Origin of the sequence: Myxococcus hansupus (genome assembly GCF_000280925.3) — a bacterium.
Classification (GTDB): Bacteria; Myxococcota; Myxococcia; order Myxococcales; family Myxococcaceae; genus Myxococcus; species Myxococcus hansupus.
This window is the reverse complement of sequence record NZ_CP012109.1, coordinates 7,392,182-7,417,125: the sequence shown is the minus strand read 5'-3', so window position 1 is coordinate 7,417,125 and position 24,944 is coordinate 7,392,182. Positions and strand designations below refer to the sequence as shown.

Annotated in this window: 15 protein-coding genes; 13 read left to right on the top strand and 2 right to left on the bottom strand. The window is 70.8% G+C overall.

Features of this window, described 5'->3' with window-relative positions:
- Window positions 1-30: 30 nt before the first annotated feature.
- Entirely contained in the window at window positions 31-1,086 is a 1,056-nt protein-coding gene (locus tag A176_RS28975; RefSeq protein WP_002638353.1) for an ABC transporter ATP-binding protein, read from the top strand.
- A gap of 11 nt (window positions 1,087-1,097) precedes the next feature.
- Here the strand turns inward: A176_RS28975 and A176_RS28970 are convergent, their stop codons facing one another.
- On the bottom strand, window positions 1,098-2,264 hold the full coding sequence (locus A176_RS28970) for a tryptophan 7-halogenase (protein WP_002638354.1): 1,167 nt from the start codon (window positions 2,262-2,264) through the stop codon (window positions 1,098-1,100).
- A 412-nt stretch (window positions 2,265-2,676) separates the two neighbouring features.
- On the opposite strand from A176_RS28970, the gene A176_RS28965 reads away from it, so the two are divergent.
- The 6 genes from A176_RS28965 (at window position 2,677) to A176_RS28940 (ending at window position 14,248) form a co-directional block, all read left to right on the top strand.
- The gene (locus A176_RS28965) at window positions 2,677-7,017 is read left to right on the top strand and encodes a DEAD/DEAH box helicase (protein ID WP_002638355.1); all 4,341 of its coding nucleotides are present in this window, start codon (window positions 2,677-2,679) and stop codon (window positions 7,015-7,017) included.
- Window positions 7,018-7,086: 69 nt separating this feature from the next.
- On the top strand, window positions 7,087-9,642 hold the full coding sequence (locus tag A176_RS28960) for a S8 family peptidase (RefSeq protein WP_002638356.1): 2,556 nt from the start codon (window positions 7,087-7,089) through the stop codon (window positions 9,640-9,642).
- Window positions 9,643-9,755: 113 nt separating this feature from the next.
- Window positions 9,756-10,358, top strand: coding sequence for a biliverdin-producing heme oxygenase (locus tag A176_RS28955; protein ID WP_021780995.1), 603 nt, complete (start codon window positions 9,756-9,758; stop codon window positions 10,356-10,358).
- A complete protein-coding gene (locus A176_RS28950; protein ID WP_002638358.1) occupies window positions 10,339-12,612 on the top strand; it encodes an ATP-binding protein in 2,274 nt (757 codons plus the stop codon). The genes A176_RS28955 and A176_RS28950 overlap by 20 nt, the downstream gene beginning before the upstream one ends.
- Window positions 12,609-13,055 (top strand): response regulator, encoded by a 447-nt coding sequence (locus A176_RS28945; protein ID WP_021780996.1) that lies wholly within the window; start codon window positions 12,609-12,611, stop codon window positions 13,053-13,055. The genes A176_RS28950 and A176_RS28945 overlap by 4 nt, the downstream gene beginning before the upstream one ends.
- Entirely contained in the window at window positions 13,052-14,248 is a 1,197-nt protein-coding gene (locus A176_RS28940) for a hybrid sensor histidine kinase/response regulator (protein WP_002638360.1), read from the top strand. The genes A176_RS28945 and A176_RS28940 overlap by 4 nt, the downstream gene beginning before the upstream one ends.
- Before the next feature lie 9 nt (window positions 14,249-14,257).
- Here the strand turns inward: A176_RS28940 and A176_RS28935 are convergent, their stop codons facing one another.
- The gene (locus tag A176_RS28935; protein ID WP_002638361.1) at window positions 14,258-14,821 is read right to left on the bottom strand and encodes a DUF420 domain-containing protein; all 564 of its coding nucleotides are present in this window, start codon (window positions 14,819-14,821) and stop codon (window positions 14,258-14,260) included.
- Window positions 14,822-14,992: 171 nt separating this feature from the next.
- On the opposite strand from A176_RS28935, the gene A176_RS28930 reads away from it, so the two are divergent.
- The 6 genes from A176_RS28930 (at window position 14,993) to A176_RS28905 (ending at window position 24,910) form a co-directional block, all read left to right on the top strand.
- Entirely contained in the window at window positions 14,993-17,017 is a 2,025-nt protein-coding gene (locus tag A176_RS28930) for a DUF1585 domain-containing protein (protein WP_002638362.1), read from the top strand.
- The gene (locus tag A176_RS28925) at window positions 17,017-17,676 is read left to right on the top strand and encodes a hypothetical protein (RefSeq protein WP_002638363.1); all 660 of its coding nucleotides are present in this window, start codon (window positions 17,017-17,019) and stop codon (window positions 17,674-17,676) included. Before A176_RS28930 ends, A176_RS28925 begins: the two co-directional genes overlap by 1 nt.
- 17 nt (window positions 17,677-17,693) lie before the next feature.
- Window positions 17,694-19,112, top strand: coding sequence for a DUF1501 domain-containing protein (locus A176_RS28920; protein ID WP_002638364.1), 1,419 nt, complete (start codon window positions 17,694-17,696; stop codon window positions 19,110-19,112).
- A 13-nt stretch (window positions 19,113-19,125) separates the two neighbouring features.
- Entirely contained in the window at window positions 19,126-20,655 is a 1,530-nt protein-coding gene (locus A176_RS28915) for a beta propeller repeat protein (protein WP_002638365.1), read from the top strand.
- A 32-nt stretch (window positions 20,656-20,687) separates the two neighbouring features.
- A complete protein-coding gene (locus tag A176_RS28910) occupies window positions 20,688-24,425 on the top strand; it encodes an FG-GAP-like repeat-containing protein (RefSeq protein WP_002638366.1) in 3,738 nt (1,245 codons plus the stop codon).
- Window positions 24,426-24,502: 77 nt separating this feature from the next.
- Window positions 24,503-24,910, top strand: a complete 408-nt coding sequence (locus A176_RS28905) for a hypothetical protein (protein ID WP_002638367.1) — start codon at window positions 24,503-24,505, stop codon at window positions 24,908-24,910.
- Window positions 24,911-24,944 lie beyond the last annotated feature (34 nt).

Genomic DNA, 24,944 nt, shown 5'->3' with positions numbered 1-24,944 from the left:
CGCGCTGCCTGTTCGGAAGGACGTCACCCCATGGCCCGGTTGCTCGTCGAGGACGTCCACGTCCGGCTCGGCGCGAATGACATCCTGAAGGGCATCACCGCCGACTTCCGGGACGGCGAGGTGGTGGCGCTGCTGGGGCGCTCCGGCAGCGGCAAGTCCACGCTGCTGCGCTCCGTCGCGGGGCTGGAGACGCCGGTGAGTGGGCGCATCCACATTGGTGAACGCACGGTGTTCGACGCGGCGGCGAAGGTGAACCTTCCGCCGGAGCGGCGGGATTTGGGGTTGGTGTTCCAGTCCTACGCGCTGTGGCCGCACAAGACGGTGTTCGACAACGTGGCCTATGGCCTGCGGCTGCGAAAGCAGTCCAGCCAACAGGTGGACCGGGCCGTGCGCGAGGTGCTCCAGGGCGTGGGCCTCGAGGGCTATGGCGACCGCTTCCCCAGCCAGCTTTCCGGTGGACAGCAGCAGCGCGTGGCGTTGGCGCGGGCGCTCGTCTACGGGCCGCCGCTGGTGCTCCTGGATGAGCCGCTGTCCAACCTGGACGCGAAGCTGCGGGAGGAGGCGCGGGTGTGGATTCGCGCGCTCATCAAACGTCTGGGCCTCACCGCGCTCTTCGTCACCCATGACCAGGTGGAGGCCATGGCCATCGCGGACCGCATCATGCTGCTGGACGGTGGGCGCGTGGTGCAGGACGGGACGCCGGAGCAGCTCTACACGCAGCCCCAGAGTCTCTTCGCCGCGAACTTCATGGGCGTGAACAACACGCTGCCGGGGCGCGTGGTGGAGCGGCGTGACGGGGAAGCGCGGCTCCAGGTGGGCGGCCAGTCGCTGTGGGGACAGCAGCGGGGTGGCGGGGGCGGTGGCGGCGAGGCCACCGGCGTCATTCGCGTGGAGGAGCTCCAACTGGCGTCCGGCCCCGGTGAGAACCGGCTGCCCGCGACCTTGGCGAACTCCCTCTACGTGGGCGGGCGCTGGGAGCACCAGTTCCAGCTCGAAGGACAGACGCTGCGCGCCACCACGCGTGAATCCCTGGCGCCCGGCGCGTACACGCTCGCGTTCCCGAAAGAGCGCCTCTGGATTTTCTGACGCGCGCCATCTCACGTGGGGAGTCCGCCCGGCGTCGAGTGCTGCTGGTGCGCCGTCGGCGGGGCGGGGAAGGCCTCGTGCCGGTTCTTCCAGAAGGGGGCGTCCCGCCACCGCTGCTCCTCGCGGTACGCGTGGCCGCGCAGCCGCAAGTGGTCCTCGAACCGCCGTTGGAGCGTCGCCTCGTAGTCACGCAACGCCTCTGAGTCGCCCCGCAGGTATTGCCCCACGGCCCCGGCGGCGAGCAGCGCGGAGTCCATCGCGCTGGCGACCCCCTGCGCGGACAGCGGGTCCTGGGTGCAGGCCGCATCCCCCACGGCGACCCAGCGCTCGCCGTGCATCGCGTCGAGCTGTCCGACGAGGATGGGCGCGGCGACGAGTGACTCGCCCGCGAAGTCGCACACCGCCAGCCTCGCCTGGGTGGCGGGAGCCTGGTCCAGCAGGGCCATCCAGGGCTGGGGTGTCGCCCACCGCAGCCCGTGCAGGGAATCGCCATCACCCACCAGCGCGACGGCGACACGCCCGTTGGGCAGGAGCGCGGAGTGCCACCAGCCTTCGGGGCAGGACTCCACCAGGGCCTCGGTGGGGAACGGCTCTCCGGTTCGGCGTTGGAACGTGCCGTACACGGCGATGCAGCGGTCTCTCACGCGGCGACGGGCGCCCTGGGACATGGCGAAGGTGGCCTTCCATCCCGTCGCATCCACCACGAAGCGCGCCCGCAGCGTGGTGGCGCCCGCCTTCCGCTGGGAGAGGTGCAGGCGATAACCGTCCTTCCCCAGCCGCTCCGAGTCCAACAAGGTCGTCAGGCGAAGCATCTGGACGCCCAGCCGCGTGGCCTCCAGGCTCAGCCGTTCGTCGAAGCGGGCCCGGTCCAGGTGCCACGCGGACCCCCACGGCGACATGTGCGTGTCCTGAGTGCTCGGCTCCGGGCGGCTCCAGCACGAGGCCGTTCCTCGCGACGCCAGATGTCCATCCCGGAGGAAGCTGCCCCAGACGCCGAGGCGCGACAGGGGCAGGCGAACCTCCGGGGACAGCGTCTCGCCGGAGCGCGGCGTGTCATAGGCGGTGCGCTCGATGAGCGTGACGGAGAGGAAGGGGGCCTGGTCGCGCAGGGCCACGGCCATGGCCGCGCCCGCGGGACCGCCCCCGATGATGGCGATGTCGCAGGTCGCCTCGCTCATGGTGCGTCCATTCGTGCGTCAGCGCGCGCGCGTTCACGCAGGGGAGAAGGGCTCCCCTCCTCGACGTTCGCCCGGAGAATCTGATGGGTTGGGCTCATGCGTTGCTCCTCGATATGCCGAGGTGCGATGTGCAAGGCACATTCCCCCCGCGCCCAATGCGTGACGGACGGGCGCGCGCGCCGATTGATGGTGGAAAACCCGCGGTGTTTCGCGGCTTTCGGCACGTCCGGCCTCGCAGGTGACGCGTCATGCGTCTTGCGTGACGCGTCAACGTCACGCTCGAACGCAAGCACGGCGCTTCGCCGGGGCGTCTGCCGCTGGCCCGCATACCGGCAGTGGGAGGCTACTCACGACGTTCCGTCGCGTTGACGCTGGGCTGTACCTGTGTTCAGGCTAGGTCTGGAGGTTCCGCATGGCCCCGCAAATCAGCCTCGACTTCGTAGCGGAGTACGAGGCGCATCCGGCATTGGCGCCGTTTCATCCCGTGGTGCGTCGCTGGTTCGCGGAGCGCCTGGGAGAGCCCAGCCGCCCGCAGGTGGAGGGCTGGCCGCTCATCCAGGCGGGGCAGGACGTGCTCATCGCCGCGCCCACGGGCAGCGGCAAGACGCTGACGGCCTTCCTCGCCGCGTTGGACTCGCTGTTTCGTCTGGCGCTGGAGGGCACGCTGACCGACTGCACCCAGGTGCTCTACGTGTCGCCGCTCAAGGCGCTGGGCAACGACGTGCAGAAGAACCTGCTCCAGCCGCTGGAGGAGCTGCTCGCGCGAGCCCGCTCGGAGGGCTACCAGCCGCAGGCGCTGCGCGTCCAGGTGCGCAGCGGGGACACGCCGGCCTCCGAGCGCGCGCAGATGGTGCGCCGCCCGCCGCACATCCTCATCACCACGCCGGAGTCCTTCTATCTCTATCTGACGGCGGAGAAGGCGCGCGCCACGCTGTGCTCGGTGCGCACCGTCATCGTGGACGAAATCCACGCCCTGGCGCGCGACAAGCGGGGCAGCCACTTCGCGCTGTCGCTGGAGCGGCTCAAGGCGCTCACCGACGCGCGGCCCCAGCTCATCGGCCTGTCAGCGACGCAGAAGCCGCTGGACGCCATCGCCGGGTTCCTGACGGGCGCGTCCCACCATGCGTGCAAGCGGGTGGAGGTGGGCCACCTGCGCCCGTGGGATTTGACGCTGGAGATTCCGGACGCGGAGCTGTCGTCGCTGGCCAGCCACGAGATGTGGGGGCAGGTCTACGACCGGCTGGTGGAGCTGACGGGGGCGCACCGGACCACGCTCGTCTTCGTCAACACGCGGAAGATGGCGGAGCGCGTGGCGCATGACCTGGGCGAGCGCCTGGGCGAGGGCACCGTGGCCGCGCACCACGGCAGCATGTCGCGCGAAATCCGGCTGGCCGCGGAGGAGAAGCTGAAGTCCGGCCAGCTCCGCGCGATGGTGGCCACCGCGTCGCTGGAGCTGGGCATCGACGTGGGCAACGTGGACCTGGTCGTGCAGTTGGGCAGCACGCGCGCCATCGCCGTGTTGCTCCAGCGCGTGGGCCGCGCGGGCCACCACAAGGCCGGCATCTCCAAGGGCATCATGTTCGCGATGACGCGCGACGAGTTGATGGAGTGCACCGCGCTCCTCAACGCCGTGCGCGAGGGCGACCTGGATGCGGTGCGGATTCCGGAGAAGCCGCTGGACGTGCTGGCGCAGCAGATTGTCGCCGCGTGCGCCTGCGAGGAGTGGGACGAGCGCGCCCTGTTCAGCCTCTTCCAGCGCGCGTATCCGTACCGTGACCTCACCTGGGAGGAGTATCAGGGCGTGCTGGAGGTGCTGGCCGAAGGCGTGGCGGCGCGCCGGGGCCGCGCGGGCATCCACCTGCACAGGGACCGGGTGAACCAGCGCCTCAAGGGGCGGCGCGGCGTGCGCATCACCGCGCTCACCAACGGCGGCGCCATTCCGGACACCTTCACCTTCAGCGTCACCGCCGAGCCCGAGGGCAAGGTGGTGGGCACGCTGGACGAGGACTTCGCGGTGGAGTCCTCGCCCGGAGACATCTTCCTGTTGGGCAGCACCGCGTGGCGCATCCAGCGGGTGTCAGGCAGCACGGTGCAGGTGGAGGACGCGCGCGGCGCTCCGCCCAACGTGCCCTTCTGGCGCGGTGAGGCCCCGGGCCGTACGGACGAGCTGTCCCTCCAGGTGGGCCGCCTGCGCGAATCGCTGCTGACGCGCGACGACGCCCCGGAGTTCCTCGCGAAGGATTTGCGCATGTCGCCGCCCGCGGTGGACGCGCTGATGGGCTACCTGCGCACCGGGCAGAAGATGCTCGACGCGGTGCCCAGCAACACCACCATCGTGGCCGAGCGCTTCTTCGACGAAGCGGGCGGGATGCAGCTCATCATCCACGCGCCCTTCGGCAGCCGCATCAACCGCGCGTGGGGGCTGGCGCTGCGCAAGCGCTTCTGCCGCTCGTTCGACTTCGAGCTCCAGGCCGCGGCCACGGAGGACGGCATCCTCCTGTCGCTGGGCGAGCAGCACTCCTTCCCCCTGGCGGAGATTTTCGACTTCCTCCACCCGGACGGCGTGGAGGAGGTGCTGGTGCAGGCGGTGCTCCAGGCGCCGATTTTCGGCACGCGCTTCCGGTGGGTGGCCACGCGGGCGCTCGCGCTGAACCGGATGATGGGCGGCAAGCGCGTGGCGCCCAACCTCCAACGCGCGCGCAGCGAGGACCTGCTGGCGGCGGTGTTTCCAGAGCAGGTGGGCTGCCAGGACAACCACGGCGGTGGCGACCTGGAGTTGCCGGACCATCCGCTGGTGAAGCAGACCATGGATGACTGCCTGCGCGAGGCCATGGACGTGGACGGCCTGCGCGAGGTGCTGCGAGGCATGCGTGATGGCCGCATCCGCCTGCTCGCGCGCGACGTGCCGGAGCCCAGCCTCTTCGCGCACGCGATGATTCACAGCCAGCCCTACACCTTCCTGGACGACGCGCCGGCCGAGGAACGCCGTGTGCGCAACGTGGCCCTGCGCCGCGCCATGCCGGTGGAGGACGTGACGGCCTTTGGCGCGCTGGATGCCAGCGCCATCGCCACGGTGGTGGCGGACGCGGCCCCGCCGATGCGCGACGAGGACGAGCTGCACGACGCGCTGTTGCAGTTGATCCTGCTCCCCGAGGCGGAGGTGCCGCGCGGCATGGCGACCCCGCTGTTCGAGCAGGGCCGGGTGGCGTGGATGGACCTGCCCGCGGGCCGCTTCCTGGTGTCCGCTGAGCGAGGCAACGCGCTGCGGGTGCTGTTCCCGGACGCGCCCATGCAGCCGCCCTTGCCGGTGCTGGCGCATGACCGTCCCGTGGAGCGGGACGCCGCCGTGCTCCAGGTGGTGCGCGGACGCATGGAGATGCTGGGGCCCACCACGGTGGCGGAGCTGGCCCAGCTCGTCGTCCTGGACGAGGACTCCGTCAACGCCGCCATCCACCAACTGGAGTCCCAGGGCAACGTGCTGCGCGGACGCTTCCGCCCGCTGGAGGTGCCGCTCACGGATTGCGCGAGCCCTCCGCTGGAGTGGTGTGACCGGCGTCTGCTCCAGCGCATCCACCGGCTGACGGTGGGGCGGCTGCGCAAGGAAATCGAGCCGCTGAGCGCGCAGGACTTCATGCGCTTCCTCTTCCGGTGGCACCACCTGGAGGAGCTGGACGCGCTGCGGGGCTCCACGGGGCTGCTGAAGGCGGTGCGGCTGCTCCAGGGCTACGAGGCACCGGCTTCCGCGTGGGAGCGCTTCCTCCTGCCCGCGCGCATGCGTGGCTATACGCCGGACCTGTTGGAGCGGGCCTGTTACGCGGGTGAGGTGGCTTGGGGCCGGTTGACGACGAAGGAGGTGAAGCCGACGCCGGGGCCTCGTCGAGGCGCGCCGGTGACGCCGCCGGAGCCCGCGCCTCCGCGCTCCCGCGCATCGCCCACGCGCAACGCGCCGCTGACCTTCACCTTGCGCGAGGACCTGGAGTGGATGCTCACCGCCGCGCGTCCCCATGCGGTGCTGGCGGACGGGGATGTGTGGACGCCGCCGGACTTGAGCGTGGCCGCGAAGGACGTGGTCGCGGTGCTGGAGCGGCGAGGCGCCTGCTTCTTCCAGGATTTGGTGTCCCGCGCCCGGCGGCTGCCCGCTGAAATCGAGGATGCGCTGTGGGAGCTGGTGGCGCGAGGTCTGGTGACGGCGGACGCGGTGCAGAACCTGCGCGTGCTCCAGAGCCCGGCGCACCGCAAGCGGCAGAAGCTGCTCCAGCGCGGCGGCCCGGGCCGTTGGAGCCTGCTGGCGCCGGCCGAGCCGAAGTCGCATGACGAGGTCATGGACTCGCTGGCCCGCCTCTTCCTCCAGCGCTACGGCATCGTGTGGCGGGATTTGGTGATGCGTGAGTCGCTCGCGCCCACGTGGCGTGAGCTGCTCTTCGTGTACCGCCGCATGGAGGCGCGCGGCGAGGTGCGCGGTGGCCGTTTCGTGGCCGGCTTCGTGGGAGAGCAGTTCGCGTTGCCAGAGGCGGTGGACATGGCGCGTTCGGTGCGCCGTCAGCCGCCCTCGGGCGTCCGGGTCCAGGTATCGGGTGTGGACCCGCTCAACCTCACGGGGGTGGTGACGCCAGGGCCCCGCGTGCCGGCGATGCCCGGCAATGTCGTAATTTACGTGGACGGTGTGCCCCGGGATGTCGGCGCACTGGACGATGCCGCCGACGGCAACGTTGGAGAGGACACGGATGGCGGCGGCGAGGCGATGGCGAGCTGAGGCGCGACTTCCCTGTAGCGGGGAGCTGCTTAGGGTGCCCCCTTCGTTTTTCCCCGAGGGGTCGTCCGCATGTGTCGCCTGCTGCTGCTGAGTCTGTTGCTGCTCTCCGCCACCTCCTGCTCTGGGGACGAGGAGCCACGGGACGAGCCAACGCCGTCCGGGGGCCGCATCCGGGGCGTGCTGACGCCCTTCCGCAGCAGTGAGCGGTCCACCGAAGGGGATGTTCCCCGGACAGTGCGGTCGCCCTTCCGGGCCGGGGAATTGGAGAAGCTGAAGCAGACGCTGCGCGAGCACCACGCCGGCCGCATGCGTGAGGCGCGGAAGGTGCCTGGGCTCCCCATCGTTCAGGCCGAGCCGCCCGCCGCGCCGCGCGAGCTCACGTCGAGCGAGGACGCCACGATTCCCGGGGACCTCATCCTGCGCTTCGAGGAAGCGGGCCTGTCGCCAGAGCGTGTGCTGGAGCGGGTGAGGCGCCCGGGCTTCCGCGCGGTCCACAAGGGCTACGCCAGCGAGTACCTGCACCTGGTGGGCTACGAGGCCCTGGACGGCAAGGCCGTGACGGTGGCGAAGACGCAGGAGTGGGTGTCCCAGCTCGCGCAGGTGCCCGGTGTGCGTTACGCGGTCCGCAACGCGCGGATGCACGGCATGGCCGCGCCGAACGACCGGGGCTACAGCCTTCAGTGGCACTACCCCACGCTCAACCTGCCGGCCGCGTGGGACCTGGTGCAGGACGCGTCGAGCGTGGTGGTGGCCGTCCTCGACAGCGGCATCGTCTCCCACCCGGACCTGAACGCGAACGTGCTGCCGGGCTACGACATGATTTCGGACCCGGAGAACGCGGGCGACGGCGACGGCCGGGACAACAACCCTCGGGATGAAGGCGGCGATGCGCCCAACGGCGGCTCGTCGTGGCATGGCTCGCATGTGGCGGGCACCATCTCCGCCGACACGAACAACGAAGTGGGCGTCGCGGGCGTGGCGTGGGGCGCGAAGCTGCTCCCGGTGCGAGTGCTGGGGCGCAAGGGCGGCACCGCTTTCGACATCGCCGCGGGCATCACCTGGGCCACGGGCGGCACCGTGCCGGGCGTGCCGCCCAATCCCAATCCCGCGAAGGTGGTGAACATGAGCCTGGGCGGCGCCGCGCCACCGCAGGCGCTCTATCAGGACGCCATCGACGCGGCGGTGGGCCGTGGCGCCATCTTCGTCGTCGCGGCGGGCAATGAGAATGTGAACGCGCGCAACACCACCCCGTGCAACCAGCAGAACGTCATCTGCGTGGGCTCCACCAGCCTGGCCGGGCGGCGCAGCAGCTTCTCCAACTTCGGCGCCGACGTGGACGTGATGGCCTCCGGCGGTGAGATGCGCGAGGACCTGAACGGCGACGGCTATCCGGACGGCGTGCTGTCCACGGTGCTGGATGACAACGGACAGCCCGCCTATGCCTTCTCGCAAGGCACCAGCATGGCCGCGCCCCACGTCGCGGGCGTGGTGGCGCTGATGATGGCGGCGCAGCCGAACCTGACGGCCGCGGTGGCGGAGAGCACGCTCAAGGCCACCGCCACGCCGCTGACCAGTGCGCAGTGCCCGGAGGGGTGCGGCGCGGGGCTCGTCAACGCACGTGCCGCGCTGGCGCGCATCGCCAACGTGGACCCGGGCTCGTTGGACCCGCAGCTCAACGTGACGACGTCCACGCTGTTCTTCCGGGGCAGCGGGACGCAGCAGCTCACCGTGAGCAACGTGGGCGGCAACCGCGGCGGTGACTTGACGGTGACGGCCAGCGTCAGCGGCGCCAACGCCTCGGCGGTGACGTTCCCGCAGGGGAACACGGTGCGGGTCCCCGCGTTTGGCTCGGCGTCACTGAGCGTGGAGGTCAACGCCTCGGGGCTGCCGCAGGGCGACACCGTGGTGCCCCTGAGCCTCGCGGGCTCGGGGACCGCGGGCTCGGCGACGGTGGCGGTGAAGATTGGGGTGGGCAATGGGTCCAGCGACCGGGATGCGATCATCGCGTTCGTGTGGCAGGACGCGAGAGGTGAGTGGCAGACGTCGCAGGACGCCATCACCGTGGCGCGCGCCTCGGCCAACTACGCGTACAGCATCAACCTGGCGCCCCGGACGTACTTCGCGCTGGCCACCATCGATGACGACGATGACGGCAACTTCTTCGAGGACGGCGAGCGCACCGGCTACTGGCGCAACGTGGACGCCTTCGAGCCCTTGGTGTTGGAGACGGGCGAAACGTTGTCGGATGTGAGCTTCGACCTGATTCCGCTGGCGCCCATCGATGATGACCCAGCGCTCGTGGTGGGCAGCACGTGTCGCTCGAACGCGGACTGCCCGGACGGCGTTTGCGTGACGGACTATCCGGGTGGGTACTGCACCATGGACTGCACCCGCTCGGCCTGCCCCGCGGGCTCGCGTTGCTACATCGTGGATGCGTCCACGGGCCTCAAGGCCTGTCTGGCCACCTGCTCGCGTCAGGTGGGGACGGGGCAGGGGGACTGCCGCACGGACTACGTCTGCTACAGCGACGGCACGGGCTCGGGTGCCTGCCAACCGAACTGCTGGACCACGGACCTGGAGTGCGGTGGTTCGCAGCAGTGCCTGCCCAGCGGCTTCTGCCGGTGAGGCTCGGGTGCCCGTGTCCAGGGCGCCCGAGGGGTGGGGAGGTGGACACTTGGCCACAGTTCCAGGTTCCCTCCCCAGAGTGATGGGGGCATGTTGTCGTCACCTTGGCCCTGATGCCGCGACTGAAGAGTGAAACGCGCCCGCACCACGAGCGCACCGAGGCACAGGTGCGCTTGATGGATGCGGACCTGACGCCCTCGGCGTACCGACGTCACCTCGAAGCGCTGCTCGGCTTCTACGCTCCGCTGGAGGCAAGACTCGCCTCGCTGCCGCTGGAGCGACTCGCGGGACTCGCCATCCAGGAGCGCTGGAAGGTATCGCTGCTGGAGGAGGACCTGCGCGCGTTTGGCCATGACGCCCACTCGCTCGCCCGGCTGCCCCGTTGTGAGGCTTTGCCGGCGCTGCCCGGCCTGCCGGAGGCCCTGGGGTGCCTCTACGTGCTGGAGGGCTCCACGCTGGGGGGCCAGCTCATCCTCCGGCACCTGCGCCGCCAGTTCGAAAGCGCATCACCGCCGGCCACGTTCTCCTTCTTCAATGCGTACGGAGACGCGGTGGGGCCCCGCTGGCGCGCCTTCGGAGACGCCGTGAACCAGGCCTCCGAGTCCGCGGCGGACGACGCCTTCGACGGTCGCGCCATCCAGGCCGCGCAAGCCACCTTTGATGCCTTCGCTGCCTGGCTGCGACAGGAGCAGGCCCATGCCGCACTCCCCGCCTGACCTGGACCTGGGGCAGTGCGACCGGGAGCCCATCCACCTGCTGGGAGGCATCCAGCCCCATGGTGTGCTGGTGGCCTTCCATCCGGAGACGTTGCGCATCGAGGTGGTGAGCGGTAACGCGGAGCCCCTGCTGGGGCAGCCGCCCTCCGCGCTGCGGGGCCAGTCCATCACCGCCGTGCTCGACGAAGCGGCGTTGCGGCGGGTGCGCGCGCAGAGCCTCATCGGGCCCGTGGCCGTCCAGGCCGGAGGCCGTGCGTGTTCCGCGTTGCTCCATGCCAGCGACGGCCTGCAGGTGCTGGAGTTGGAGCCGCTCACGGAGGCCATGGCCCAGGCGGACGAGGCCGCGCTGAGCGCCATTCACGCGTTGGTGTCGCCGCTGGGGCAGGTGCGCGGCGCCTCCTCGCTGTTGCAGCGCGCGGCGGATGGCGTGCGCGCGCTCATCGGCTTCGACCGCGTCATGGTGTACCGCTTCCACGCGGACTGGCACGGCGAGGTGGTGGCGGAGAGCCTCGCCGAGGGCGTGGAGAGCTTCATGGGCCTGCACTACCCGGCCAGCGACATCCCCGTTCAGGCAAGGGCGTTGTACCGGCGCAATCCCCTGCGGCTCATCGCGGACGTCCAGGCACGGCCGGTGGGGATGGTGCCGCCCACGCTGCCCGGGACGGGACAGCCATTGGACCTGTCCGGGGCCGCGCTGCGCAGCGTGTCCGAGATTCACCTCGAGTATCTGCGCAACATGGGCGTGGGCGCGTCCTTCTCCGTGTCGTTGTTGAAGGACGGTGAGTTGTGGGGCCTCATGGCCTGCCACCATCACGCGCCGCGCCTCGTGTCCGCCGCCCGGCGTCAGGCCTGTGAGGTGCTCGCGCGGATGTTGGCGCTCCAACTCGGCGCGGAGGAGCGCGGGGCGGATGCGACCGCCCACGCGCGCCGGGCGACGCTGCTGGCCCGGCTCGTGTCGGGGCTGGGAGAGGGCACCTCGCTGCCCGCCGCGCTCAAGGCGAACGGCGCGTTGCTGATGGAGCTCACGGGGGCGACGGGCGTGGCGCTCTTGTTGGGAGAGAGCCTCGAACTGGAGCAGGGCGAACAGCCCGTCCTCCTGGGCCGGACGCCTTCTCGTGAAGAGGTGTTGGCGTTGGCCTCGCGGCTCGCGGAGATGCCAGGCGCGAGCACCACGGTGCACACCGAGCGCCTGGAGACCTTGCATCCTCCGCTGGCCGGACGCGCGGACGTGGCCGCGGGCCTGCTGTCGGTCCGGTTGGATCCACAGGCCCCGCGCTTCGTCTTCTGGTTCCGTCCCGAGGTGGCGCGCACCGTCGCCTGGGCAGGCAATCCGAACAAGCCCGCGCGACCCGAGCCGGGCCACACGCGGCTGCATCCTCGCGCCTCCTTCGAGGCGTGGCGGGAGGAGGTCCGGGGCGCGAGCGTCCCGTGGTCCTCCGCGGATGTGGAGGCGGCGGAGTCCTTCCAGGGCGCCCTGGTCGGCGTGGTGCTCCGTCACGCGGTGGAGTTGTCCCGGGTGTCCCGGGCGCTGGCGCGCTCCAACGCGGAGCTGGAGTCCTTCAGCGGCACGGTGGGGCACGACCTGCGAGAGCCGCTGCGCGGCATCCAGCAGTACACGTCCTTCTTCCTGGAGGACCATGGCGCGTCGCTCGCCAATGACAGCCGTGAGCAGCTCCAGGCGGTGGGGTGGCTCGCGCGCCGCGCGCAGTCGTTGCTGGAGGACCTCTTCGAATACAGCCGGCTGGGCCGCATCGAGCTGGCCTGGCACGAGGTGGACATGCACGCGCTGGTGGAGGAGGCGCTCGCCGTCGTGTCTCCCCGGCTCGTAGAGGGGAAGGTGGAGGTGCGCCAGCCCCGCCGCCTGCCTCGCGTCGCGTGTGATGACGTTCGCATCCGGCAGGTCTGGGAGAACCTGCTGTCGAACGCGGCCAAGTACCAGGCCCAAACCCCGCACTGGGTGGAGCTGGGATACTTCGGGCCGGGCGAGGAGCGGACCGGGGCGGCGGCACGGCACGACGCTCCCTACGTTTTCTTCGTGAAGGACCCCGGCATTGGCATCGCCTCGCGGTTCCACGAGGCCATCTTCGACATGTTCCGCCGGCTGCACCCCGTGCAGGCCTACGGGGGCGGGACAGGGGCGGGGCTGGCCATCGCGCGCCGGCTGGTGCGGTTGCACGGTGGCGAGCTCTGGGTCGACTCCTCGCCGGGGCAGGGCGCCACGTTCTATTTCACCCTGGGGCGAGGTCCGGCATGAGCTTGCACCGCCCCGTGCTCCTGGTGGAGGACAGCGACGCGGACGCGGTCGCCCTGGAGCGCATCGCCAGCCGGTTGGATGTGCCTGTCTCGGTCATCCGCGTGAGCGATGGCGAAAGCGCGTTGGATTATCTGTACGGCCGCGGCGCGTACGCGGGGGCTTCCCGGCCGGCCCTGGTGCTCTTGGATTTGCACATGCCTGGCATGAGCGGGCGTGAAGTCCTGGCCCAGCTCAAGGCCGACCCCAAGCTGCGCCGCATCCCGGTCATCATCTTCTCGTCCTCGGAAGACCCGGAGGACGTCGAAGGCGCCTATCTGGATGGCGCCAACAGCTACCTGTTCAAGCCCGAGCCCGGGGAAGCGCTCGAAGCCACGGCCCGGGCGCTCCAGGCCTTCTGGCTCTCCGCCGCGCGGCTGCCCGAGGAGACAGGAGCGGCGACATGAGCCAGGTCCTGCGTGTCCTGCTCGTGGACGACAGCCCGGCGGACCGGTTCGCCGTGCGCCGGGCCCTGGAGCGGGACGAGGAACAGTCCTGGACGCTGGAGGCGGTGTCGTCGGCCGAAGAGGCGCTGGCGCGCATCCTCTCGCAGTCGCCGGACGTGGTGCTCGTCGACTTCCACCTGCCCGGGATGACGGGGCTGGAGATGCTGCGCGAGCTCCAGGCCCAGGAGCGCGCGCCGCTCCCGGCGATGGTGATGCTCACCGGCAGCGGCAACGAGCGCGTCGCCGTGGATGCGATGAAGTCCGGGGCCCAGGACTACCTGGTCAAGGATACCTACAGCGCGGAGCGGCTCCGCCGGTGCCTCAAGGCCGCCGTCGACACGGTGCGCATGACGCGCGAGTTGGAGGAGCGCCGGGCCCAGACGGAGCGCGCGGAGCGGGCCGCGCGTGAGGCCTTGGCCGTGCGTGACGAGCTGTTCTCCCTGGCCACGCATGACCTCAAGGGCCCGCTGCAAATCATGACGCTCAATGCGCAGTTGTTGCAGCGCCAGCTCGCGAAGAGCGAGCTCGGCGCGGCGCAGGTGTCACGGTTGGAGCACATCACCCGCGCGGCCCACCGCATGGGCGAGCTCATCGACCAGTTCCTGGACGCGACGCGCAGCGAGGAGAAGCCGCTGAACCGCGAGCCCATGGACCTGCTGGCGCTGGTGCGCTCCAAGGTGCATGCGCTGGAGGCCTCGGGCCGTCACCACTTCGTGCTGCACGCGGAGGGCGGCGACTTCACCGGCGCCTGGGACACCCGCGCGCTGGAGCGCGTGCTGGAGAACCTGCTGGGCAACGCGGTGAAGTACAGCGCCGAAGGCACCACCGTCACCGTGACGCTGGCGTCCGAGGCGGGCAACCCCGTGGGCCATGTCAGTGTCCAGGTGGAGGACCAGGGCATGGGCATCCCCGCCGAGGACCTGCCCTTCGTCTTCGAGCGCTTCCGCCGCGGCCGGAACGTGTCGCCCGGCGTCACCGGCAGCGGGGTGGGCCTGGCCAGCGCCCGCCGCCTGGTGGTGCTGCACGGCGGCACCATCCAGGTGGAGAGTCAGGAGGGGCGCGGCGCCACCTTCATCGTCAGGCTGCCCCGCGCCGCGTCGCTGTTGGAGGCGCCGGGAGCGGACGTCCTGCCCGCCACCTCGTCCACGCCGTGACGGCGTGGCTCAGGGAATGGCGGGGACGCTGCCGCGCAGCATGAAGAACACGACGACGCCCGTCACCGACACGTAGACCCAGATGGGCGCCAGCCACCGCGTCACCTTGCGGTGCCGGGCGAAGTCCTTGCGCCACGTGAAGTAGAAGGCCACCAGCGCCATGGGCACCACCGGCATGGACAGCAGCACGTGGCTGGCCAGGATGCACAGGTACAGCCCGCGCCAGTCGCCCACGTAACGCGTGTCGCCATGCACGAAGTGGTAGGCGAGGTAGCCCACCAGGAAGATGGCGGACGCCGTGAAGGCAGACACCATCAGGTATTGGTGGACCTGCCGCGCGCCCCGCTTGATGGCCAACCAGCCGCCCATGAGCAGCACCGCGGCGGTAGCATTGAGCCCCGCGTTCACCGCTGGGAGGAAGCGCAGATTCACGCCCTCCGCCGGACCCGCGTTGCGCACCATCAGAATCCAGCCAATGAAGGCCAGCGCGAGCGCGGACACCACCGCGGTGAAAATGAAGAAGGCCCGGTCACTCACCCGGGGCTGAAGCGCGGCAGGGGCGGCGTTCGACATGGTGCGTCCTATCGCGCGGGCCGGGCTTCGTTGCAACCCTTCCTAAAGTATTGACACTACTAAAGCCTACATGTCGGATGAAATGTTTCATTAGGCGTTACTGGATCTTGAAACGGTAATTCCTGCATACTGAGAGCGGTCTCCCCCGACCCCCCCATCCGGAGGTCCCCCGTGCTCCGCGTGCGTTACCTCGCCCACCTGGCGAGTGCCGCCTTGCTGCTGGCCTTGCCAGCCTCCGCTCAGGAGGAGGCTGTCTGTTCACCAGTGGTCACCAAGGTGCCCCTGGAACGGCATTTGAGGCAGCTTTCGTTGGATTTGCTGGGCCGCCCGCCCACCTATGAGGAGTACCAGGCCGCCCAGGCCAAGGGCTCCATCGACGCGGAAGACATCCGCGCGATGATGACGAAGGAAGAGTTCAACGCGCGCATCCGGAGCTACCACCGGTCGCTGCTGCGCTCGAACCTCTCCAGCAGCCTCAACAACAATCAGAACTCGCGGGTCACCGGAAACGGTATCGCCACGGCTTATGGCGTCGCGGGCAATCCCGCGGCGACGCTGCGCGGCGCGAATGGCGCGACGTGTAATTCCGACATCGCGCAGAGCGAGTGTCTCACCGCCGCGCAGCCGGACGCACATGCCGCGCCGCTGACGGCGCAACCTCGGACGAGCTGCCACGACGAGTACGGCGTCCCGCTGGCCGTCAGCTACGACTACGACACCAACTTCTATGCCTGCACGGCGCTCCAGCCGACCACGTCGGAGGGCACGGCCCGCTGCACGGACCTGCAGAACACCAGCCACCCGCAGCACAAGTACCTCTTCTTCTGCGACCAGCGTGGCTCGGGCGCCAGCGCTGGGGCCTTCATCTGCCTGCCGGACCCCGCCAAGGCGACCACCTCGGCGCTGACGGTGGAGCAGATGAGTGGCACGCGCGTGGTGGCCTTCACGCACCCGAACCCGGACTCCCGGCCGGCGCTCACCGAGCTGAAGCGCTGCACGCTGGACCTGGAGCTGCGCAACGGCCTCAAGGGCAACTACGGCGTGCAGCGCGGCTGTGTGCTGCGCGAGGGCTTCGTGAACAAGCCCGCGCCGTACTGGGCCACGGAGCTGACGCCGGAGACCGTCAAGGTGTGCGCCATTGACGCGCAGGAGCGCAACCACAACCCGTGGTCGATGGCGTCCTGTGAGACGTCCCGCTTCTCGGGAGACCGAAGCTGCGGCTGCGGCGTGGGCATGCGCCGCTGCGAGGTGCCCGCCATCGCCGCGCAGAACATCCGCGACGTGCACACCCTCCGCGTGGCCGCCTTCAATGACGAGCCCCTGCGCATCGCCGAGGCGGTGGTGCAGCGCGACGAGCCCTACTTCAACATCCTCACCACGCGCCGCTCGTTCGTGAACGGCACCCTCTCCTCGTACTTCCGCGACGAGCAGGGCGTGGGCGTCTTCAACGTGACGACGCCCGCCTCCAAGGGCGCGGTGCCCACGGTGCCCTTCAATGAGTCGGACGCCTGGGTGGAGTACACGCGGGCCGAGGGGCACGCGGGCGTGCTCACCACGCCGTCCTACCTCTACCGGTTCCCCACGCACCGCGCGCGTGTGAGTCACTTCTACGAGGCCTTCCTCTGCAAGACGTTCGCTCCGCCGACGGGGGCCTCGTCGCCGGCGCCCGAGGACGCCTGCAACCGCGAGAACAACCTGGCGGTGCGCTGCGGCTGCAACTACTGCCACGCCACCATCGAGCCCACGGGCGCGCACTGGGGCCGCTACGCGGAGCGCTCCGCGCAGTTCCTGGCCGCCGACCAGTTCCCCCGCTTCGACCCGAAGTGCCGGGACTGCGCCCTCAACGGCGACACCAACTGCGGCGGCGAGTGCAGCCAGTACATCATGCAGGCCTACGACGGCGATGGCGCCAGCAGCCTGGGCATGCTCAAGACGTACCTGTACCGCACGTCGGACGAGGAGCAGAACATCGAGGCCGGTCCCGCGCTGCTGGTGCAGAAGATGCTCCAGTCGGGTGACCTCGAGCGCTGCACGGTGAAGCGCATCTGGAACGAGTTCCTGGGCCGCCCGATGACGGCGGAGGAGCAGCGCATGTACCTGGCGCCGTTCGCCCAGGACTTCGCGCGCAATGGCCACCGCCTCAAGGCGCTCATCGAGCGCGTGGTGACGTCCGACGCCTACCGGAGGATTGACTGATGCGCCGCCTCGTCTTGACCGCCGCGCTGCTCGCGCTGGCCACCGGTTGCACGAAGGATGACACGCAGGCCTCGGACGGCGTCATCGAGCCCATCGCCAACCCGCACCAGCCGGGGGACTTCATGCCCCTGCCGGACCCGGAGGCCCAGGCGGGCAGCGTGGGCCGCGCGCCCCGCCGGCTCACCGTGTCCCAGTTGGATGCTGCCATCATCGAGGCGGTGGGGCAGCGCTGGACGGAGCTGGACTCGCGCGCCACCTCCATGGGGCGCGCGGACTACGCCCTGGTGGTGAGCGAGAACACCGAGCCCAACCTCGTGTTCGCCAAGTTCCTGGAGGACGGCGCGCGCAAGGTGTGTCTCAATCAGGCCAACGCCGAGCTCCGGATGACGGACCCGTCGGCGCGCACCCTGGGCCGGCTGATGCCGGAGACGTGGGTCGACCTGACGCTGATGACGGACGCGGAAGTGCGCGCGCAGCTCGTCTACATGTCCACGCGCTTCTGGGGCTCTCCGCTGGCTGGCGAGGAGCTGACGAAGTGGACGTCCTTCTTCACGCAGGCCGCGGCCCGGGTGAAGACCCTTCCTGCTTCCAAGCGCCATGAGACGTTGGCCGTGGTGTGTATCGCCATGCTGACCGACCCGCGCTTCATCACCTACTGACGCTCGGAGTGACAGCGATGAAGAAGAACCGCCACGACGAGAACTGCTCCCACGGCCGCCGCACGTTCCTCAAGGCCACCGCGGGCTTCATGGGCTCCACCCTGCTGGGAGGCCTGCCTTTCCGCGCCTTCGCGCAGGCCGCGGAGATGGCACCCGCGGACCGCTGCTTCGTCTTCGTCTACTTCAACGGTGGATGGGACCAGCTCCTGGCCTTCGACCCGAGGGACCCGACGGAGTTCACCGCGGACCGCGCCTCGGAGACGAAAATCCTCCCGGGCTACGACCAGATCAACGACTCGCGCTTCGAGTCCCGGCCGCTCATCCCCGCCGAGCGCGCGGGCGCGGGCCGCTCCAACATCGACTTCGGTCCCGCGGTGGGCACCCGGCTGGCCGCCCACTACGACTTGATGACGGTGGTGCGCGGCATCAACATGAACACGCTGGGCCACGAGGTGGGCTACCGCTACTTCCTCACCGGGAAGATGCCCATTGGCAGCGCGGCGCGTGGGTCCTCCACGGCCACGGAAATCGTGGGGCAGATGAAGCCGCGCGTGCCCATCGCGTCCATCTCCTACAACGTGGAGTCGTACAACGACCGCTACGGCGGTTACGCCAACGCGCTGCGCGTCAGCCGCCGGGACGACCTGCTGCTGACGCTCAAGGGCAGCGCGGACGCGCTGGACAGCGAAATCGAGAAGCAGCTCCTCGACTTCCGCGGCCAGCCGCTCAACTGCGAGCAGGCGGCCTACGGCACGCGCGGCGTGGGCACCACGTACGCGAACAGCCAGGAGCAGATGCGGCTCATCCAGTCGCAGGGCCTGGACCTCTCGTTCGACTTCCTGGCCGCGGCCAGCCAGCCGCACGGCCGGGAGATGGCGGCCATCCGTTCGCAGTACAACCTGGCCAACATCAACGACGTGAACGGTGAGCGCGGCCGCGCCGCCACGGTGGCCACCGCGCTGAAGAAGGGCATCGCCCAGTGCGTGACCATCAACCTCACGGGCGGCCTGGACACCCACTTCGGCAGCCAGCTCACGCAGGCGAACAACCAGCGCCGCGGCTTCGACGCCCTGGCCATGCTGGTGGAGGACCTGCGGGCCAGCGCGCACCCGTCGGGCGGCAACTTCATGGACCACACCACCATCATGGTGTTCTCCGAGTTCTCCCGCACGCCGCTCATCAACAGCTCCGGTGGCCGTGACCACCACCTGAGCAACTCCGCGCTGCTGATGGGCGCCGGCGTGAAGCACAACTTCGTGTACGGCCGCAGCGGCGACATCGGCATGGCGCCGGGCACCTTCGACCTGCGCACCGGCGCGTCGGACCCGAACGGCGAGAACATCCTCCCCGAGCACGTCATCGCCACCGTGCTGGCGTCCGCCGACCTGGACTACAGCATCACCCGCGTCGAACCCTTGCGTTCCATCCTCGCCTGAGCCGTCCACCCGCATGCGCATCCAACCGAGGGCTTCCGCCTCCGTCGTCTTCTCCCTGCTCTCGCTCGTGGTCCTGGGGGCATGCGGAGAAGACGGAACGCTTCCGCTCGACACACCCGAGCTGACGCCCTTCCAGCCGGCCCAGGTCCAGGCCACCACGGCCCTGGCCCCGGTGTCCGGCTTCGCGGACCAGTCGGGAGGCGGCATCTTCGCCAACGCCTCACGCGAGCTCGTCCGGCTTCGGCTGGATGGCTCGCGGGGCGCGATGTCTCCGCACCCGGGCAACACGGCGGAGGCGGGCGCCATCAACGGCGTGTTCCGCCTGGGGCCCCACAGCGCGCTGGTGGAGGCGCAGAACGGCCTCTTCCTGGCGGAGTCGGGCTGGCTCATCGAGCCGCCCTGGCGCGAGGCGCTGGGGCCGGGCGTCGTCACCACCGCGCAGTCCGCGGACGGCGCGGTGTGGCTGGCGCACGCCCGGGGCCTGTTCCGGCTCCAGGAGGGCACGCTCGCCGAGCTGAAGGTGGACGGCGCGTCGCTGACGGGCATCACCTCGCTGGCGGCGGCGCCCTCGCCGGAGAACGTGCCGGGCGTCTGGTACCTGCGGGAGAACACGCTGGGCGTCGCGGTGGCCCTCAGCACCACGAACTACCGGGTGCTCACGACGGCCGCGCCCCTGAAGGAAGGCGAGACGCTCAAGTCTTTGGCGGGCATTGGCCCCGCGGTGGGCACGGCCGGTGAGCTGTGGGCGCTCACCAGCAACGGCCTGCTGCGGCGGACGCGGGACGGCTGGCGCCGCGTGGAGCTGGCGCAGCAGCCCGACCAGTTGGTGGGCGCGGGCCGCTTCCTGTGGGCGCGGGCCGGCAGCGCGTTGCTCCTCCATGACGCGGATGCCAACACCTGGAGCGTGGCCTCGGACGCCACCACGGGGGACTTTCAGATCCTCGCGCTGGACGAAAGCGGCTGCCTCTGGGTGCAGCGCGGCGGTCAGTCGCTGGCGCTGAGCCGCGTGCTGGTGCCCCGCCTGCAGGGGCTCTTCCAGGGCATGCGCATCGTGGAGGACGGCCTGGTGGTGCGCGCGGTGATGCCGCCGGGCCCGGCGCCCGCGAGCGTGGCCTTCGCGCTGGGCAACACGGAGATTCCCACGGAGGCGCCCGACTACAGCCTGGGTGGGCTGGAGGCGGACGGCTCGCACCGCGCCTATTCGTTCGCGACGCTGGAGGCGGGCCGGTACGTGCTGTCCGTGGTGGCGCGCTACGAGGACGGCTCGGAGGCGCGGCGCTCGGTGCCCTTCGACTTCGCCCCGCTGCAGTCGGGGCCGCTGAGCTGGGACAAGGACATCCGTCCCATCCATGAGTCGCGGTGCCGCAACTGCCACAACAGCGCCAGCGCGGCGCGTTCGCTCGACAGCTATGAGCTGTGGCGCGCCAACGCCCCCATCATCACCGCCGCCGTGCGGGACCAGCGGATGCCCGCCGACGGGCCCATGGACCCCGAGCTCATCAATCGCATCCAGCGCTGGGCCAGCTCTGGCGCCAGGCCCTGAAGCAACGCGCCGTCTCCCCCGAGGTACCTGACATGACCCGACTGTCCCGCGCGGCCCCCCTCGTCGCGCTTCTCGCCGCGGCCTGTTCGGACGACCCCGCGCCCGCGCGCGTGGATGATCCGCATCAGACGGACCAGTGCACGGGCCTCGCCGCCCTCACGCTCACCGCGGAGCCGCCGCGCGTGCGGGTCTCGGGGCTGGTGAACATGGTGGCGAGGGGCGGCAGCGGCAACTACCGCTTCCTGCTGGAACCCGGGGGCTCCTCCGGCGAGCTGGTGGCGAACCGGCTGGTGGCGGGCCGCACGCCCGGCACCGACACCGTGGTGGTGGAGGACGCGCGCTGCCCGGGCGTGAGCGCCACCACACAGGTGAGCGTCACCGCCCAATTCAACGTGGCCCCCGTGCGCGCCGAGCTGCGGCCGGGCACGTCCTTCCAGGTCGCGGCCGACGGCCTCCTGGGCTCGGCCACGTACGTCTTGTCGGGCAACGGCTCCGGCGCCACCGTCACGCCGGGCGGCGTCTACACGGCGGGCACCACGGAGGGCCTGGACGTCATCACCGTGCGCGACAGCCAGTCCGGTGACGAGGCGGTGCTCCAGTACCAGGTGAACAACAACGCCCGGCTCACGGGCGCGCCCGCGTTCCTCGCGGTGCCCTCCGGTTCGTCCGTGCCGCTGGCCACGCGCGGCGGCAGCGACCGCGTGAACTGGACGAAGGAGTCCGGGCCCGGGACGATGTCCGGAGGCCGGCTGACGCTCGAGCCCGGCGCCACGGGCGCGGTGGTGCTGAACGCGGCGGACCCCTTCACGGGGGACACGGCGCGGGTGTCGGTGCGCGTGTTGGATGAGTTGACGCGCCCGGGCCTGCCGCATGGCCGGCTGACGGACGTGGCCACCCTGGTGACGGCGGACTTCGACGGCGACGGGTTCCTGGACTTGGCGGTGGGGCAGCGCGAGAGCGACCTGGAGCAGCCCACGGGCGGCGCCGTCTTCATCTTCAAGGGCAGCAGCGTGGGCCTGCCGGCGCAGCCCACCTGGGTGCTCACGGGCTCCACGGAGACGGCCCAGTTCGGTGACACGCTGGCCGCCGGTGACTTGGACGGCGACGGGCGCGCCGAGCTGCTGGTGTCCTCGCCGGGCGCGGACGTGGCCGTCACCAACGCCGGCGCGGTGTACCTCTACACGTTCCGCAGCGGCGCCCCCGCGCCCCTGCGCCAGCAGCTCACGGGCCTGCTCCGCAACGCGGCGTTCGGCTCGGGCATGGTCGTCGCCGACTTCGAGGGTGACGGTGACCTGGACGTCGTCGTCGGCTCGCCCCTGGGCGACCTGGCGCCCACCAACGCCATCCGCAACCGCGGCACGATTGACATCTACGCCTCCAGCCGGAGCTCGCCGGTGCCGGACGTCCCCACGGTGCGCCTGGGCGGCTGGGACCTGGCGGAGGACGGCACCTTGGTGTCGCGCAGCAACTCCGAGCTGGGCCGGACCCTGGTGACGGGCGACCTCAACGGCGACGGCCTGGTGGACCTGGCGGCGCTGAGCCGCGTGTCCCGGTACAACGCGACCGGCGCCGTGTCGGGCTCGCAGGTGGCCATCTCCGTCTTCCTGGCGCGGCCCTCGGGTGCGCGCTTCCGGGCCTCGCCGGACGTGTACGTGCTGCCGGCGAACCTGGCGGACAGCAACGAGGGCACCTGGCGGTTGGATGTCATCCCTGGGGATGCCTCGCGGCCGCCGCTGCTGCTGGCCGTGGCGGACCGGGCGGACTCGCCGGACCTGCGCACCAGTGGTGGTTTGCAGTCGGGCAGCGACTCCGGTGGGGCGCTGCTCTTCGACCTGACTGGCTACTCCGCCACGGGCGAGCCCGCCAACCGGCCGCCGCAGGTGACGCGCGAGCAGGCCTACGCGCGCATCTACGGCGAGGCCAGCGGCATCCAGGCGGGCCGGAGCTGGGCCATCATGGACGTGGATGGCGAGCCCGGCCCGGAGCTGCTGCTGGGGGCGCCGTACTCCTCCGCCCCGTCGGGGCAGGGCACCGCGACCCTGCGCTGGAGCGGGAAGATTCTCGTCTACCCCCTGGCGACGCTCGAGAAGGGCAGCGTCCTCAACCGGCCGCTGACGACCCTCAACGGGACGGCGGCGTCGGACACGCTGGGCGCGGGCCTCACGACCTGGGGCCCGGCGGGCAACGCGTCGCTGGTGGCCTTCGCGGGCCGGTCCTCGTCGGAGCAGGGCGCCTTCACCGGCAGCGTGGAGTTGTTCCAGCGTCAGGGCGCGTCGGTGGCGGAGTGGACGCGCTCCAGCATCAAGGTGCCGGCGAAGCCGAGCGTGGAGCGCTTCGGCGAGGCGGTGGCCATTACACGGGGCCCGCTGGGCCGCCCGTTGGTGCTGACGGGCGCGCCGGGCTGGTCCGGCCCCGGCACCAGCAATGACGGCAACGCCCTGGCCATTGGCCGCGCCTACGTGCACGACCTGCGCGCGCCGGGCGAGGCGACCGTGGTGGAGGAGGGGCTGCCTTCTCCGCATCGCGCGGGCCGCAACGTGGGCGTGGACGTGGACTTCACCGACTTCAACGGTGATGGCCGGCCGGACATGGTGGTGGGCGCGTCCAACTTCTACGTGCCGGGCACGGGCACGACGTCGTCGAACAACGAGCTGAACAACACCTACGCCTCGGTGCGGGCCGCGTGTGTCACCAGCGGCACCCAGTCCACGGGTGGCGCGCTCGTGTCGCTGGGGCAGGCGGACGGGACATTCACCCCGGCGTACCGCCTCTTCGCGCCCTTCCAGATTGACGGCTGCACGCCGGAGACGGACGCGACGTGCCGCCGCTCCGCCATGGGGCGCGGCGTGGTGGGCGGCTTCGACCTCAACGGCGACGGGCGCCAGGACGTGGGCCTGCTGCGCAACAACGGCATGGACGTCTTCCTGGGCCGCGCGCCGGATGACGCGTCGCTGGAGAAGCTGACCATGGCGTGCGACCCGGTCTTCACCTGGCCGTCCATGGGCATCCAGACGTCCGCGCCCACGTCGCTGGGCGACATCAACGGCGACGGCTGTGATGACGTCGCCTGGCGCTACGCGGCGGGCGCGCGCGCGGGCGTGGCCATCCTGCTGGGCTTCGATTCGACGGGCGCGCGCTGCGGCGGCCGGCGGACGGCCACGGTGTGGCGCATCGCGGGTGACAGCGAGGTGCAGCTCACCAACATGGGCCTGGGCCTGAGCATGACGCGGGCGGGCCGGTTCCTGGGCGACACGCGCGACTTCATCGCCATCAGCGCCACCAGCGTCCCCTTCAACGGGGTGACGCAGCCGGTGGTGCTGCTCTTCGACAAGGACACGCTGCGCAACCGGATGCAGGCGCTGCAGACGGCGGGGCAGCCGCTGGTGGTGGGGGCGCTGGGTGACGGTCTGGACCCCGTGGTCCTGGTCCACCGGCACCGCGCGGTGAACTTCGGCACGCAGTTGGCGGGTGGCATCGACCTGACGGGCGACAACGTCCCGGACCTGCTGGTGTCCGCGCCGGGGGCGTCCGAGGCCTCCGACGGCGGCGGCGCCGTGTTCCTCTATGCCGGCGGCGCGGGCCAGACGGGCGCGCTGTCTCCGTTCCTCATGGTGGTGGGGGACGGCTCGGAGCGCTCGGCGCTGGGGCAGGACCTGTCGTTGATGCCGGGCGGCGGCGGCTCGCCGCCCACGCTCGTCGTCGGTGCGCCGCGCAGCTACCGCACGGGAACGCAGAACGGCACGGCCTTCGTGTTGCCGCTCGGCTTCTGACGAAGCCACACCGTGAGGCTGTTGGGTCCCCGCTGGGGCTGGGGCTATCCTGTCCCCAGACTCAGCGTGGGAGCCCCATGGGCCTGAATCGGGAGTGGCGTCACGGCGAGCAGCACGCGTGGTTCGAGCCGCCGGACATCCTGTGGGCGCGCTTCCGCGGCGCCCTGTCCCCGGAGACCTCCGTCTGGTCGTGCAGCGTCTATGAGACGCTGGCCCAGACGCAGCGCTTCTACCTGGCCGCGGACATCGCCGGTTCGCACCTCAGTCCGGAGTCCCGCCGTTACCTGGTGGACCACGCCAAGGCGGGCTGGTTCCGCGGCGTCGTCTACATCGGCGCGGGCATGGAGCAGAAGGCCACCACCAAGAGCCTCATGGTGGGCGCCATGCTGAGCGGCGGCATGCCGCTGGACATGGTGTACGTGGACACGGCGGACGCGGCGCGCGCCTGGATTGCGAAGCACCGCGAGGCCAGCCCGGCGCGGTGACAGCCCCTGCTGCGCGGCACCCGGTCCATGCGCA

Bases quoted from the DNA above. Each gene is read 5' to 3' on its own strand.
- A176_RS28940 (WP_002638360.1), top strand. From the start codon at position 13,052: ATGAGCCAGGTCCTGCGTGTCCTGCTCGTGGACGACAGCCCGGCGGAC.
- A176_RS28915 (WP_002638365.1), top strand. From the start codon at position 19,126: ATGCGCATCCAACCGAGGGCTTCCGCCTCCGTCGTCTTCTCCCTGCTC.
- A176_RS28965 (WP_002638355.1), top strand. From the start codon at position 2,677: ATGGCCCCGCAAATCAGCCTCGACTTCGTAGCGGAGTACGAGGCGCAT.
- A176_RS28950 (WP_002638358.1), top strand. From the start codon at position 10,339: ATGCCGCACTCCCCGCCTGACCTGGACCTGGGGCAGTGCGACCGGGAG.
- A176_RS28975 (WP_002638353.1), top strand. From the start codon at position 31: ATGGCCCGGTTGCTCGTCGAGGACGTCCACGTCCGGCTCGGCGCGAAT.
- A176_RS28970 (WP_002638354.1), bottom strand. From the start codon at position 2,264: ATGAGCGAGGCGACCTGCGACATCGCCATCATCGGGGGCGGTCCCGCG.
- A176_RS28910 (WP_002638366.1), top strand. From the start codon at position 20,688: ATGACCCGACTGTCCCGCGCGGCCCCCCTCGTCGCGCTTCTCGCCGCG.
- A176_RS28920 (WP_002638364.1), top strand. From the start codon at position 17,694: ATGAAGAAGAACCGCCACGACGAGAACTGCTCCCACGGCCGCCGCACG.
- A176_RS28905 (WP_002638367.1), top strand. From the start codon at position 24,503: ATGGGCCTGAATCGGGAGTGGCGTCACGGCGAGCAGCACGCGTGGTTC.
- A176_RS28955 (WP_021780995.1), top strand. From the start codon at position 9,756: ATGCCGCGACTGAAGAGTGAAACGCGCCCGCACCACGAGCGCACCGAG.
- A176_RS28945 (WP_021780996.1), top strand. From the start codon at position 12,609: ATGAGCTTGCACCGCCCCGTGCTCCTGGTGGAGGACAGCGACGCGGAC.
- A176_RS28925 (WP_002638363.1), top strand. From the start codon at position 17,017: ATGCGCCGCCTCGTCTTGACCGCCGCGCTGCTCGCGCTGGCCACCGGT.
- A176_RS28935 (WP_002638361.1), bottom strand. From the start codon at position 14,821: ATGTCGAACGCCGCCCCTGCCGCGCTTCAGCCCCGGGTGAGTGACCGG.
- A176_RS28960 (WP_002638356.1), top strand. From the start codon at position 7,087: ATGTGTCGCCTGCTGCTGCTGAGTCTGTTGCTGCTCTCCGCCACCTCC.